Origin of the sequence: Agrobacterium vitis (genome assembly GCF_013337045.2) — a bacterium.
GTDB lineage: Bacteria > Pseudomonadota > Alphaproteobacteria > Rhizobiales > Rhizobiaceae > Allorhizobium > Allorhizobium vitis_B.
In genome coordinates this window covers 931,260-945,000 of sequence record NZ_CP118260.1, presented here as the reverse complement: position 1 = coordinate 945,000, position 13,741 = coordinate 931,260, and the positions used below count along the sequence as shown (strand labels likewise).

Here is a 13,741-nt window from a genome sequence, read left to right as displayed (position 1 = left end):
GTCGATGGAACGGCCATGTCTCTTGGCTCCAACAATCCAGCGAGGTAGCCACCGCGACCAGCGTCAATTGCGTTTGCGAAGGCTTCGGCCATGGCGGCTGGGTCCGCAGCGGCGGCCACCGCTGTATTCAGCAGTACGGCGTCGAAGCCCAGTTCCATCACCGTGGCTGCATGAGATGGCCGACCGATACCAGCATCGACGATCAGCGGGACGTCTGGAAATTCGGCGCGCATGGCGCGAAGACCGGGGATATTTTGCGGTCCCATGGCACTGCCGATTGGTGCGCACCATGGCATCAACACTTTGCAGCCAGCGCTCAGGAGATGCTCGCCGACCACCAGATCCTCAGTGGTATAGGGAAAGACCTCGAAACCGTCTTCCGTCAGAATTCGAGCGGCCTCGACCAGTTGAAACACATCTGGTTGCAGAGTGTCCTGGTGGCCGATCAGTTCCAGCTTGATCCAGTTGGTGCGAAACACCTCCCGCGCCATTTTAGCCGTCAGCACCGCTTCCTTGACGCTGTGGCATCCGGCGGTATTCGGCAGAACCCGCACGCCCAATTCCCTGATCAGCTCGAAGAAGGCGCCGCCCGCTTTGCCGCCTGCTGTTTCCCGACGCAGGGATAGTGTGACGATCTCGGTTTTAGAGCGGCGCACGGCCTCCGCGAGAATGGCTGGCGATGGATAACGAGCCGTGCCGAGCAACAGGCGAGAGGAAAGTTCGATTCCATAGAGTGTCAGCATATCAGCCTCCCTGCATTGGTGAGAGAATTTCGATTCTGTCGCCATCGTTCAAAGCGCAGTCCTGCCGGTCTTCGGCGTGGACGAGATCGCCGTTGATCGCTGTCGCCAGCCATTCGCCCTCATAGTCCAATTGTTCGAGAAGCGTCGAAAGAGTGGGGGCGGAGCAGTCCAATTGCTCCCCATTGACGATCAGTTTCATCGGGTCGCTCTCCGGGTGGGTTGATTTGACGTCGCGTGTTCGATTAGGTCCGCCGCCTGCCGGGCCATGGCGGGAGACAGCAGGAAGCCATGACGGTGCATTCCGGCAATCGCCAAACCATCTTGTGTCTCGACAATGCGCGGCAGATTATCGGCAAAGGCCGGGCGAATACCGACGCCAGCCTCGATCAGCCGGGCCTCGCCAAAAGCCGGGTTCAACGTATAGGCGGCATTCAGAAATTCCATGAGAGACCGGGCGCTGATCGGGCCGTCATCCCGCGCCTCTATCATGGTGGCGCCGACCATGAAGCAATTGTTGTCGCGTGGCACGATGTAGATCGGATGGCGCGGATGCAGCAAGCGGATGGGGCGGCTCAGGCTTATATCCGGTGTTTGCAGATAGATCATTTCGCCGCGCACCCCGCGCAGGTTTTCGATCGTGTCGATGGCAGCCGCGCCGGTACAATCGACGATACAGTCAAAGCTGCTGGTATCAGGCTCGGCATCCGGTCCGAGATAGAAAGAGACGCCCTTCTGCACCAACGCCTGATAAAGACCATCCAATGCCTGGCGTGGATCGAGATGGGCTTCATCCGCGAAAAACAGGCCCTTGCGAAAACGCCCGGCCAAATCCGGTTCCAATGCGGCGATGCCATCGGCGTCCAGCCATTGATGGCCGCTTGTGCGGCTGGCAAAGCGGTTCAGGTCCTGGATATCGCGGTTTGGGGTCAGCACCAGTGTCCCCTTGCGCGTGACGGAGCCAGGCAAAGCCCGCTCCCACCAGTCCGCAGCTGCAAGGCCTAGCGTCAGAACCTGCTCTTCTGCGGCTTCCCGCTCACAATAGGGCGCCAGCATGCCGCCCGCATAGTGAGAGGCCCCCTGCCCCACGTAGCTTTTGATATCGCGCACCGCGACATTGATACCGCGTTGAACAAGTTCAAACGCCAATGTGAGGCCGGCAACGCCGGCCCCCTTGATCAGAACGGACATATCATTCTCCCGCCGACGGTTTCTCCTCATCGGAGACCGGCATGTAAAGATCGCCGCCATCGCGGTATTTGGCCGCCATGGCCTCCAGCCCCTCTTTTTGGGCCTCGGCACGAATATCGTGGGAAATCCGCATCGAACAGAATTTCGGGCCGCACATCGAGCAGAAATGCGCAACCTTATGGGCTTCCTTCGGCAGGGTTTCGTCGTGAAAGGACCGGGCCGTGTCGGGATCGAGCGACAGGTTGAACTGGTCTTCCCAGCGGAATTCGAAACGGGCGCGCGACAGTGCATCGTCGCGGACCTGGGCTGCCGGATGCCCCTTGGCAAGGTCGGCGGCATGAGCCGCGATCTTATAGGTGATCACCCCGGTCTTGACGTCATTGCGATCCGGCAGGCCGAGATGCTCCTTCGGTGTCACGTAGCAGAGCATAGCCGTGCCATACCAGCCGATCATCGCCGCGCCGATGCCTGACGTGATGTGGTCGTAACCGGGAGCGATGTCGGTGGTTAGCGGACCGAGCGTGTAGAAGGGCGCCTCGCCGCAGGTCTTCAACTGCTTGTCCATATTCTCCTTGATCTTATGCATCGGCACGTGGCCGGGGCCTTCGATCATCACCTGGCAATCCTTCGCCCAGGCGATTTTGGTCAGTTCGCCCAGCGTTTCCAGTTCGGCGAATTGCGCGGCGTCATTGGCATCGGCAATCGAGCCGGGACGAAGGCCGTCACCCAGCGAGAACGACACGTCATAAGCCCGGCAGATATCGCAGATCTCGTCGAAATGCTCGTAGAGGAAGCTTTCCTTGTGGTGATGCAGACACCACTTGGCCATGATCGAGCCGCCGCGCGAGACAATGCCGGTAACCCGGTTGACGGTGAGATGGATATAGGAGAGGCGCACACCGGCATGGATGGTGAAATAGTCAACACCCTGCTCGGCTTGTTCGATCAGCGTATCGCGGAACACTTCCCAGGTCAGATTTTCAGCAATGCCATGCACCTTTTCTAGGGCCTGATAGAGCGGCACCGTGCCAATCGGCACCGGGGAATTGCGGATGATCCAGTCGCGGATATTGTGAATATTGCGTCCGGTGGAGAGGTCCATCACCGTATCCGCGCCCCAGCGGATCGCCCAGACCATCTTTTCCACTTCTTCGGCCATGGAGGATGTGACGGCGGAATTGCCGATATTGGCATTGATCTTCACCAGAAAATTCCGACCAATGATCATCGGCTCGGCTTCCGGGTGGTTGATATTGGCCGGGATGATGGCGCGGCCCATGGCCACTTCCTGACGGACAAATTCTGGCGTGACGTAATCCGGGATGGATGCGCCAAAGCTTTCGCCATCGCGGATTAAAGCGTCCTTGGCGGCTTTGCGGCCAACATTCTCGCGGATGGCAATGAACTCCATCTCCGGGGTGATGATGCCAGCGCGGGCATAGGCAAGCTGAGTGACGGCTTTGCCGGATTTTGCCCTCAAGGGCGCGTTGCGCACCGGAAATTCCGGCGTCAGCTTTTCGCCTGACGCAAAGCCATTATCCTCCGGCTTGACGTGACGTCCGGCATAGGCCTCGACATCGCCGCGTGCGACCACCCATTCGGCGCGAATACGCGGCAAGCCTGCATCGATGGCAATGGTGGCGTTTGGATCGGTATAGGGACCGGAACTGTCATAGACATTCACCGGCGGCTCGCCGGAGGTGGGGTGCAGCGTGATCTGGCGCATCGGCACGCGGATCTGCGGGTGGATCTCTCCGGCAATATGCACCTTGGCGGAGGCGGGAAGCGTCCCGGTGGTGACTTCGGGGGTCGGAAACTGTGGGGCGATATTCATTTTTGAGGCTCCAAGTGTTCAGGTTGGAGACCCAGTCATGACAGCCGGAATGATGGAAAGACGCTTTACCCGCCCATAACGGGCCAACCCAATACGGGCCATGGTTTTGCAGCGCTTGCACCGTCCCTACGCCAGTATGAACTGGATCAGGTTCAACGGGTCACCGCGCTGCTATTATGCGTAGCGGAATCTCAGCCCCTTGCGGGACACCCCTGGTGAATGCCTTTAGAATAGCTGGGTTCGCTCCGGCGTCAATGGTTAATGTACGTCAAGCGCCCCAGGTCCGTTCCAGCACTGAGATCCAGTTTCCGTGGCAGATCTTGGCAATCGAGGTCGCATCATAACCACGCGCTTCCAGTCCCTTGACGATCAAGGGCAGGCCCGTTGCATCCTTCAGGGCGTCTGGAACGGTGGTGCCGTCGAAGTCTGAGCCGAGCGCCACATGATCGATGCCCATGCGCGTCACCATATAATCGATATGGTCGATGAGCACATCCAGCGGTGTATCGAGATTGCGTTGACCGTCTTCGCGCAGGAAAATCACCCCGAAATTGATGCCGACCAGTCCGCCGCTATCACGGATGGCATCCAGCTGCTTGTTTGTAAGGTTGCGGCTATGGGGGCAAAGCGCGTGGGCGTTGGAATGGGAGGCGACAAGCGGCGCCTTGGAAAGACCGGCGATATCCCAGAAGCCCTGTTCGTTCATATGAGAGAGATCGACCATGATCTTCAGCTCATTGCAGGCCCGGATCAAGTCCTTACCAGCATCAGTCAGACCGGGGCCGATATCCGGGGAGGATGGAAAGCGGAAGGGCACGCCATGCGCAAAGATATTCGGTCGGCTCCAGACCGGACCGAGCGAGCGGAGCCCCGCCTGATGCAGCACATACAGTGCATCGAGATCGGCAGCGATGGCCTCGACGCCTTCAATGTGAAAAACCGCCGCGAAGATTTCATTTTCCAGGCAATGCCGGATATCGGCGGCGCTGCGGCAGACCTTGACGCGACCAGCCGAATTCGCCTCGATTTCCAACAGCAACCGGGCCATGGCCAGCGTCTCATTCAGCGCTTCCGGCTGGGCCGGCGCCAGGAAATCCCCGGCGTCATTGGGTTTGAAACTTGGTGAGGGAATGAACACAGCGCAAAGTCCACCGGCCAATCCACCCTGGCGCGCCTTGGGCAAATCAATATGCCCGGCCTCGCCGCCCTGCAAAAAATCGCGGTAGGGATGGGGACGGCCAGAGCGGCGCAGCCGCAGCAGCACATCGTTATGGCCATCGAACACGGGAACGGTCTGTGTCATTGCTCTATCCTTGCACATCATACGCACGCATCTGCCACGCCGATGCAGCCTTGCATTGAAGATTCGTGAATATCCAAATGCATCAAAGACTTGACATATTTGGCTCCCAAATGCCACCCATTGAGACCGATGTCAGACGCTATTGTCACCACGCGCGGGCAACAAAGCGCATTGCCATCCCACCTCTACGGATTTGCTAAATGACACCGCTATCATTGTCGCGGATATTTCGGCGGTAAAAGATTGAATGGAACAGATGTTAAACTGGAAAGACGCCGAACGGGCCATCAACGCCGCTATTGAACCTTGGACGCAGGACGGCCCCGGCGGGGCGGTGATCGGTTTTGACCTAGACGGCATCCGGTTTGGGTTAAGTGGCGGCGTTGAAAACCTGAGCACGGGCGCGTCCTTTAGCCCGGATAGTGTCATTCGCTATGCCTCGGTCACCAAACATGCCTTTTGTACGCTGGTTCTGTCTCATCCGGACCTTATCCGCCTTGATGACCGGTTGGGTGCGCATCTGCCGGAACTGCAAGAACCGCTCGCCAGTGTCACCGTTGGCCGCGCTCTGGATATGAGCGGCGGCTTGCCGGATACCCGTGAAGCGCTAAGCCTGCTTGGATTGTCGGTCTATTCGGAAACCCGAAGCGGGCCACTGCTGGACTTTCTCAGCCGACAGACCCGGCTGAACTTTGCCGCAGGCAGTGAAGTTTCCTATTCCAATACCGGCTACCGGCTGGTGGAAGCAGCGCTTGAGCGCAAGGGCATTTATTTCCGCGATTATATCCAGCGTGCCGGCGCAGAAACCGGTGCGGTTTTCGATGCGCCAGACGGTTGGAATGATGTCGTTACCGGGCTTGCTCCCGGCTATTGGCATGATGGGCAGAAATGGCAGCTTTCCGCCGCTGGCCTGCATATCTCCGCCTCCGGCAGCATGACGGGCAGCGCCCGCTCGCTTGCCCTATGGCTGCAAGCCCTGCTGAAGGGAAAAGGCGCGCTGGCCGGGCGGCTCGAAGCCATGGCCGCTCCGCGCCCGCTCGCCGATGGCAGGCCAAGCGGTTACGGGCTGGGACTGGCCCACACACGGTTAGGGGACAAGGACTTTGTTGGTCATGGCGGCTCGCATCCGGGCTACAAGACCTATTTTCTGCTTGATCCTGAAACCGGTGCTGGTTTCGTCGTCGTTTCCAACCGGGAAGACACCAATGGCGCCAAAATTGCCCAATCGGCAATGATAAGACTGTTCGGCCTGCCCCTGCCAAGCTTGTCGAGAGCGCTTCGTGACGGGCTTTACGTGGAAGGCAGCGGCCCGAACTGGATCGAGGTAAAGGCAAGCAGCATCATTGCACTCGATGCCGAAGACGCGGCCTATGATGACGGCGACGGCTGGATTTCCTCGCGCTCTTCCACCTCGCCGCTGCGGCTGAAAATGCAGGGAGACGACATTATCGGCGACGTCGGCCATGGGCCGCGTCATTACCGACCAGCCAAAGACAATGGTGTTTCGCCGTCGCTTTCAGGCACCTGGCTTTCGCCCGAAGGCGCCCGATTTGAAATCCACGGTTCCATGCTGGTGATGGGCGTCGGCCCAACCCGCCAGTCCATGCCGTTGCAAGCGCTGGGTGCCGGTCGCTACCTGTTCGCGCTTCACGATGGCCCCTGGACCAAACGGATCTGCCTGAACCTGCTCAGTGAAAACCGCCTGGAACTGGTTCTGTCCCGCGCCCGGATGATTGAGTATCAACGGGCGGGATAGCCATTTTCAGGGTCGCATTGGACCACGGTTCACAATCCAGAACCATACCGTTGCATATGGTTCTTGGGAACAACATGGCCAATATTGCGAAAGCCGACTGCCGAAGACATTCGGCTGCCCTCCCTATTGCGTTGCAGTATCACGAGCTAATCGACCGTATGGTTATTGGGCCCACGTGCTATGGCCGCGAACCGGACAGGCTTTTTCATCAACAGCGCGTGCGCCATTTATGGCGCACGAAGGTTCGCTATAGCTCTTATATCTGCCGCATAATTTTCTCGTTAAATCGAGTCCGATTTAAGGAATTATGCAGTAGGCCTGTTACTGGAGAGGTGAACATGCTTCGGGGGCGAGAGGTATCGCCTCCACCGAGGAGAACCACGCTGGATCGAAACCCGTCATATCCTCCTTGAACAGATCGCTGGTCATATAACGATCTGATACCTCTTTCGGATCGGCACCTTCGGGATAGTTCACGAGTGCGACAATTTTGTTTGGATCACCGTCAACAGTAAACACGCCATGAGTGGTAATCCCGACCGCTTTCAGACTTTCGATATGCTTGATCCAGATTTTCCGGTAGGCAGTAGCGGCTTCGGCGGATTTCAGGGTGTAGATACGCATTTCATAGATTTTCATTGCTTTTTCCAATTCGGTTCGAGAACAGCTAAGCTTAACGTTCGGTTCCTCAGAGGAGTTTGGGGAGTAGCCGATAGTCCACACGATACTCGATCAATCCAGCAACACTCCGATCTGCCAGGCGACCAGCATGGGTGTCGATGAAGACCTTCGGCTTCCTCGACCTATTTGGGGGCGCTCAACGCAAGCCTTGCGACCTCCTCCTTGATTGCCTGGTCGCGGTGCGCCGCTGACCGGGAAACCGATTACGTCCGCAGTATTACCAGAACCCCAAGACAACGCAATAACAATATGGATTGACATCGTATTGTTATTGCGTTGTCTTGGGGTTGTTGAGTTTGGTTGGCTCGAGTGATGTCTTGTTTGCGGGCTTAAAAGCCAATGGACCGCGCCTCTTGACGAGATGGTCCGCAGAAGAGGAGACCTTTTGATTATGCCGCCTGTTGAGAAAACAATTGACGCGCGTACGGATAAGATACGTCTGCCTGGGCGTCCGTATAGCGAGGATCTCGACCGGGCGATCCTGGATGCGGCGCTGGAAGCCCTCTCTGAGGTGGGTTTTGAAGCGCTATCGATCTCCGATGTGTCGCGGCGGGCGCAAACCACCCCTCCTGCAATCTACCGACGTTTCGCCACCAAGACCAAGTTGGTGTTGGCGGCGCTGGAGCAGGACTTGCTGACAATCCCTGATACGGATATCGACCATGGCGGCCTACGCGAAGACCTTCAATGGTGGGTCCGGTCGGTCTTCGAAGCGCTCTCACCCCGTCGTACGCGAATTCTGTCCAGCTTGGTTTTCCAGGCGAGAACGGATCCTGAGCCACTCGCGTTGCTCTCCGAGACCATTTACCAGTTCGGCTTGCGTCAATGGTCGTCGATCATCCAGCGCGCCACGCAGAGAGGCGAACTCAGGCAAAGTGAAATTCCGCAACTAATCGGCAAATTGCCCGGGGCAATTGCCGTCCATTTTGTGCTGCTTCATGTCAATGATCGCGATAGCGACGTGATCGTAGAACTCGTCGACACGATCATGCTGCCAGCTTTGCTTGCCGCTGCGGGACCGGTCACCCTCACCAGCCGAGGCTCTCGCCCCTAAACACTCTTCACCTCCAGCCACCCATACGAGACAGGATCTCGACATGACCCAAGCTGCAACCGACGTTTCAATTCTCACGGTGCCAAAGGGCCTCGGCGCGTTTGTCGATCCCGTCGCCGACCTTGCGCTGAAGAAGGAGTTTGACGTCAACTCCTGGTTCGCCATCGGTCATTTCGACGTCGATGGCGAGACCCTGAATTTTCTGTACCACATCATGATCTCGCCAATGCCGGATACCGGCAGTGCCATCCAGGCTTGCGTTGCGATCACGAACGAGACGACGGGCTGGTACCGCGCCGAAGATGTCGTGATCCCGGTTGATCAGGCAACCATTGCTGACAGTGGCTTCGACATCGAAATGCCAAATGGTCGCATGTGGGGAACCCTGGACAACTTCCGTATAAAGGCCACCCTCGGCGGCGGTAAAGGCGAAGTAGACATAGAGGCCCACGCGACGGGCCCGGTCATCATGAACGGAGGCACCGGCGTTTTCCCACTCATCGGCATGATGATCCATCAATACTCGGTTCCCCGGCTCGCCGCCCGCGGCGCAATCACTGTCGATGGCAATAAGCGCTCCGTCGAAGGTGTCGTCTGGTTCGATCGACAATGGCAGAACCAAGAGGGCGTTGCCGCTGTCGACGCAGCATTCAAATGGAGCTGGATGGACATCAATCTCGACAATGGCGACGCCATCAGTCTCTGGTCCGGCCCGGCCAAGCTTGGCGGCGAGGAGCGCGCATGGGCGACCATTCTCCATGCAGACGGATCGCAGACGGTTGCCGCAGCCGAGCCGGGTCTTGCGGCGCGGGACGTCTGGCACAGCGAGAAAAGTGGTTGCCGCTACCCCACGCGGTGGACGGTGCGCATCCCCGCCATGGACGCGGAATTGGAGGTGGTTCCGTCTCCCCGTGAGCAGGAGTTCGTGTCTCAGGTACCGGCGCTGAACAAATACGAAGGTGCGAGCACCATGGCCGGTACATGGCGCGGCAAGCCGGTTCGAGGGTTCGGTTACGTCGAACTCGTCGGCGTGTGGCGCTGACTTCCAGCGAAGGCACAAGCCACTACTGCATAACTCTTTAAACCGGAATCGGCTTTAAAGAGAAAATTATGCAGCAGATATAAAGAGCTACATCGCCATGCGCCATATATTGCGCACGGCGATGTAAAAGGCGTAACGCTCTACGAGTTCATCTGCAAACGATGGGCTTTGCAGCCCAATCGTTTCATTATTAATCTACCCAGCAAATGTCGGCATCAAACATCTAGGGTCGATTAAATCGCCGTCCTGCGGGCGTTTTCCATGTACAGCGCCCGCAAGCGCGTCACCACCGGGCCGGGCTTGCCATCACCGACCGGCTCGCCGTCGATGCTGGTGATCGGTACGATGAAATTCGAGGCGCTGGTCAATGCCGCTTCGCGGGCCGCCATTGCTTCCTCGACGCTGAATGGGCGCTCTTCGATAACAAGTCCATGTTCCTTTGCCAATTGCAACAGCGCCAGCCGGGTGCAGCCGGGCAATGTCGCATTGCTATTGGCGCGGGTAATGATCTTGTCATCGGCGGTGACGATATAGGCCGTCGAAGACGCGCCCTCGGTCACGAAACCGTCTTCCACCATCCAGGCTTCGTCACATCCTTCGGCCTTGGCGGCGCGCTTGGCCAGAACCTGTGGCAGGAGGCAAACGCTTTTGATATCGCGCCGCGCCCAGCGCTGGTCCGTCACGGTTTTGACCTTCAGGCCTTTTTCCATAACGCTGGCAACGTCGAGCGATTTCGACTGGGTAAACAGCAGCAAGGTCGGAGCGAGGTCCTCGGAATAGAGGAAATTGCGGTCCTCGGCGCCTCTTGTATATTGCAGATAGATCATCCCTTCCTTCAAGCCGTTCTCGGCTATCAGCCGCCGCTCGATCTCGACGATTTCATCCGTCGATACCGGCAGATGCCCACCGATTTCGCCGACACTGCGCTCCAGTCGGGCCATGTGCAGGGCGCTGTCAACCAGCTTGCCGTCCAGCACGGCGGTCACTTCATAGATGCCGTCACCAAACAGAAAGCCACGGTCGAAAATCGAGATATGCGCTTCGTTTTCGGCCAGAAAGGCGCCATTGAGATAGACGGTGCGAAGGGCGGGATTGGACATGCAAACTCCTGTCATGCGGAAGAGCGTCAGAGACGACGGATCGTGTCGAGAGAAATGGAGGAAACAACGGTCGGCTTTCCCGTTGCGGCATTCACGCCGGTCATGGAAACGGCCATGGTCAGTGAATTGAGGATCGCCTCCTCGGTTGCCTCGATCACAGCCTCGAAAAGCGGCGAAACAACGTCATTGGAGAGCTGTTCGACGCTCATCATCGCCTTTCGGCGCGCTGGCGTGCGCCTAACTGAGTCTGCCGTCGAAAACGCCAGTGCATAATCGCCCGAACCATTGCTGAGGGCAGCACCGGTGCGGGCAAGGCCGCCAAAGCAGCGCTCCGCCAACCGGGTCAGATTGCGCGCGCAAAGCGGCGCATCGGTTGCCACGATCATAACGATGGAGCCATCCTTGTCGTGAACCGCATCGGACCGATAGGGCTTGCCCGCAACGATGAGATGGCCGCCATAGTTGGACTGCACGAGAACCCCGAGTGTATATCGCGCATTGCCGATCTCAACCAGCCGCGAGCTGGTGCCGATGCCGCCTTTCAGTCCGAAAGCCACGGTTCCCGTGCCAGCACCGACAGCCCCCTCCTCTACCGGACCAGGCTGTGCCGCCGCAATCGCCGCGCCAATCTCCGTAACATCGGGACGGGCAGCGCGAATATCATTCAGGCGACTGTCATTGGTTTCACCGACCACGGCGTTGAGCGAGGTGACGCGCTCGTTACCCTTCTGGGCCAGCGTATAAAGATTGATCGCCTCGATGGCACGCCCGACCGCAAGCGTGTTGGTGAGCACAATCGGGGTCTCGATCTCACCAAGCTCGACGATCTGGGTGCTACCGGCAAATTTGCCGTAACCATTCAAAACAGCAAAACCAGCAGGCACCTTGTCCTGAAACAGATTGCCGCCATGCGGAAGGATGGCGGTGGCACCAGTCCGCATCCGCTCCCCGTCTATCAAGGTCATATGACCAACGAAAACGCCTGTGACATCGGTGATGGCATTGAGCGGTCCGGCGGGATAATGGCCTATGGGGCCACCAAGCTCCCTGAACCGCGCACGCGAATTTTCCGTCACATCCTGCTCCGCCAACCGTCAAATCGGCGGCACACTACGCCCGGGCCTGACAAATATCACGGCAAATCTAGGGATATCCACCATGTTGTCGAAAGGCTCGAAGATGCTGACGCATCCTCGCCTTGAAGACATTGCAAATCCCTCAAATGCAGCTGAGGCTTGAGGGATTTGCAAAAGGAAAGCGATCAGTCATCTTCAATGACTGATCGTTCACGGCTTGGTCGCCGAATCCCAATGTTCGTCCGCCTTGCCATCCACGAAACGCCAGCTGTCAAACCAGGTCGTGGTATAGGTCTTGGTCGGGTCTTTGGGGTCCTTCATCTCACGCGGGAAGGCAACGGTGACGATGTCACCTTCTGCAACAACGGAAACCACTTTGGTCTGCATCTTTTCCGGGATCGGCGACGGCGTTACTTTTCGCACCTTGGTGAAATAGTCGATCACGCCCTGACGGCCCGAGGCCGCATTGGGATTGTGCTGAATGTAGCGCTCCGTCAGATAGAGATCGGCGCGGTCCCAGTGATTGGCCTCCAGCAGTTCCTTGAGGATCTTATAGGTCGCCTGCTTATTGCGGTTCAGCACCGGATCGGGGCTGGTAAACAGCGCTTCGGCATTGTCAACGCCACGAACCGGCTCTTGTGCAAAAACACCCGAGGCGAGGCTGAGCGACAGCGCAACGATGGAAAGAAAGATTTTCATGGCCGATCCCGTCAGTGAATGATGGATACTTGAGATCACACCCCAGCGCACCATGCAAGACGGCAGTTTTACGACCCATAGCAACCAAAAGGAAACCAACCCTTTCAATCCTTGCCGTGCCGTATCTCCACCAGGATTTCTGCCGTATGTTCTCCCAAGCGCGGTGCGCGGCGCGCGGTCTCCAGCTCTGCCTGCGAAAACACAATGGGCGTTCGGATGCCCGGCACGCCATCCGGGGTGATTTTCATCTGCCGGAAGGCAAATTGCGGATCGGCGAACAGGTCCGCCACCGTGTTGATCGGCCCGGCCGGAACGGTCGCCGCCTCCAGTCGCGCCAAAAGGTCGTCGCGCTCGAATTGCCAGGTCTTGTCTTCCATCACGGTGGTCAATTGATCGCGATGGGCGACACGGGCGGCATTGGTGGAAAATTCAGGCGTCACTGCCAGCTCGGACAAGCCCAGCACACCGCACAGCCGGACAAATTGGCCATCGTTGCCGCAGGCGATGATGATATGGCCGTTGGCAACCGGAAAGGTCTGGTAGGGCGCAATATTGGGATGATTATTGCCCATGCGCTTCGGCACGATGCCGGACGCAGCGTAATTCATCGCCTGATTGGCCAATACCGCCGACATGCAGTCGAACAATGCCATGTCGATGAACTGACCGCGTCCGGTCTGAAGGCGTTGGGCCAGCGCCGCCTGGATGGCGATTACCCCATAAAGGCCGGTGAAGATATCGGCAAAGGCAACACCGATCTTCTGAGGCGCACCATCAGGTTCTCCAGTCAGGTCCATGATGCCGCTCATGCCCTGGATCATGAAGTCATACCCGGCCCGTTGTGCATAAGGCCCATCCTGGCCAAAGCCGGTGACGGAACAATAGACCAGCTTCGGATTAAGCTCTTTCAGGCTGTCGTAATCAAGGCCGTATTTGGCCAGACCGCCCACCTTGAAATTCTCGATCACCACATCGGCTGACGCGATCAGATCGCGCAGGGTTTGGATGTCTTCAGCTCTGGTAAAATCCGCCGTGATCGACCGTTTGCCGCGATTGCAGGCGTGGAAATAGGCAGCGGCCTTTTCCACGCCGTCATCGATGAAAGGCGGTCCCCAGCTACGGGTATCGTCGCCCTGCGGGCTTTCTACCTTGATCACATCGGCGCCGAGGTCGGCCAGCGTCTGGCCGATCCAGGGACCGGCCAAAATCCGGGCCAGTTCGATGACCTTCAATCCCGACAGTGGCGCATTCGACATCGATCCGCC

13 protein-coding genes and 1 riboswitch (1 of these 14 running past the window's edge) are annotated in these 13,741 nt (G+C 58.1%); of the genes, 3 read left to right on the top strand and 10 right to left on the bottom strand.

The window, feature by feature from the left end:
• From G6L01_RS22035 to G6L01_RS22015, 5 genes are all read right to left on the bottom strand, one after another.
• Window positions 1-743, bottom strand: the 5' portion of a protein-coding gene (locus G6L01_RS22035) for a thiazole synthase (protein WP_070164516.1). The gene continues 31 nt to the left of window position 1, outside the view; the window shows 743 of its 774 coding nt (coding positions 1-743); it begins with the start codon at window positions 741-743; its stop codon lies off the left edge, out of view.
• Window position 744: 1 nt separating this feature from the next.
• The gene (thiS, locus tag G6L01_RS22030) at window positions 745-942 is read right to left on the bottom strand and encodes a sulfur carrier protein ThiS (RefSeq protein ID WP_070164515.1); all 198 of its coding nucleotides are present in this window, start codon (window positions 940-942) and stop codon (window positions 745-747) included.
• Window positions 939-1,931 carry a glycine oxidase ThiO gene (gene thiO, locus G6L01_RS22025; RefSeq protein ID WP_070164514.1) on the bottom strand — a complete coding sequence of 331 codons (993 nt, stop codon included), beginning with the start codon at window positions 1,929-1,931 and terminating at the stop codon, window positions 939-941. Before thiO ends, thiS begins: the two co-directional genes overlap by 4 nt.
• 1 nt (window position 1,932) lies before the next feature.
• Window positions 1,933-3,765 carry a phosphomethylpyrimidine synthase ThiC gene (gene thiC / locus G6L01_RS22020; RefSeq protein ID WP_070164513.1) on the bottom strand — a complete coding sequence of 611 codons (1,833 nt, stop codon included), beginning with the start codon at window positions 3,763-3,765 and terminating at the stop codon, window positions 1,933-1,935.
• Between the two features lie 105 nt (window positions 3,766-3,870).
• A riboswitch (TPP riboswitch) is annotated at window positions 3,871-3,989 on the bottom strand.
• 44 nt (window positions 3,990-4,033) lie between these two features.
• Complete coding sequence (locus tag G6L01_RS22015; protein WP_070164512.1) at window positions 4,034-5,068, bottom strand: dipeptidase; 1,035 nt, start codon at window positions 5,066-5,068, stop codon at window positions 4,034-4,036.
• Window positions 5,069-5,315: 247 nt separating this feature from the next.
• On the opposite strand from G6L01_RS22015, the gene G6L01_RS22010 reads away from it, so the two are divergent.
• The gene (locus G6L01_RS22010) at window positions 5,316-6,824 is read left to right on the top strand and encodes a serine hydrolase domain-containing protein (protein ID WP_070164511.1); all 1,509 of its coding nucleotides are present in this window, start codon (window positions 5,316-5,318) and stop codon (window positions 6,822-6,824) included.
• A 321-nt stretch (window positions 6,825-7,145) separates the two neighbouring features.
• Here G6L01_RS22010 and G6L01_RS22005 read toward each other — a convergent pair whose 3' ends face one another.
• Window positions 7,146-7,463 (bottom strand): NIPSNAP family protein, encoded by a 318-nt coding sequence (locus tag G6L01_RS22005; RefSeq protein ID WP_081344028.1) that lies wholly within the window; start codon window positions 7,461-7,463, stop codon window positions 7,146-7,148.
• Window positions 7,464-7,896: 433 nt separating this feature from the next.
• On the opposite strand from G6L01_RS22005, the gene G6L01_RS22000 reads away from it, so the two are divergent.
• Both G6L01_RS22000 and G6L01_RS21995 read left to right on the top strand, forming a co-directional pair.
• Window positions 7,897-8,559: a TetR/AcrR family transcriptional regulator gene (locus tag G6L01_RS22000; RefSeq protein WP_070164510.1), complete on the top strand. Its 663-nt coding sequence runs from the start codon at window positions 7,897-7,899 to the stop codon at window positions 8,557-8,559.
• A 43-nt stretch (window positions 8,560-8,602) separates the two neighbouring features.
• Window positions 8,603-9,601, top strand: a complete 999-nt coding sequence (locus G6L01_RS21995) for a lipocalin family protein (protein WP_070164509.1) — start codon at window positions 8,603-8,605, stop codon at window positions 9,599-9,601.
• A gap of 233 nt (window positions 9,602-9,834) precedes the next feature.
• Here G6L01_RS21995 and G6L01_RS21990 read toward each other — a convergent pair whose 3' ends face one another.
• From G6L01_RS21990 to G6L01_RS21975, 4 genes are all read right to left on the bottom strand, one after another.
• Window positions 9,835-10,701, bottom strand: coding sequence for a D-amino-acid transaminase (locus G6L01_RS21990; protein ID WP_070164508.1), 867 nt, complete (start codon window positions 10,699-10,701; stop codon window positions 9,835-9,837).
• A 26-nt stretch (window positions 10,702-10,727) separates the two neighbouring features.
• On the bottom strand, window positions 10,728-11,777 hold the full coding sequence (locus G6L01_RS21985; RefSeq protein WP_070164531.1) for a DmpA family aminopeptidase: 1,050 nt from the start codon (window positions 11,775-11,777) through the stop codon (window positions 10,728-10,730).
• A 210-nt stretch (window positions 11,778-11,987) separates the two neighbouring features.
• A complete protein-coding gene (locus G6L01_RS21980) occupies window positions 11,988-12,476 on the bottom strand; it encodes a nuclear transport factor 2 family protein (RefSeq protein WP_070150195.1) in 489 nt (162 codons plus the stop codon).
• Window positions 12,477-12,580: 104 nt separating this feature from the next.
• On the bottom strand, window positions 12,581-13,732 hold the full coding sequence (locus G6L01_RS21975; protein ID WP_070164507.1) for a CaiB/BaiF CoA transferase family protein: 1,152 nt from the start codon (window positions 13,730-13,732) through the stop codon (window positions 12,581-12,583).
• Window positions 13,733-13,741: the final 9 nt, after the last annotated feature.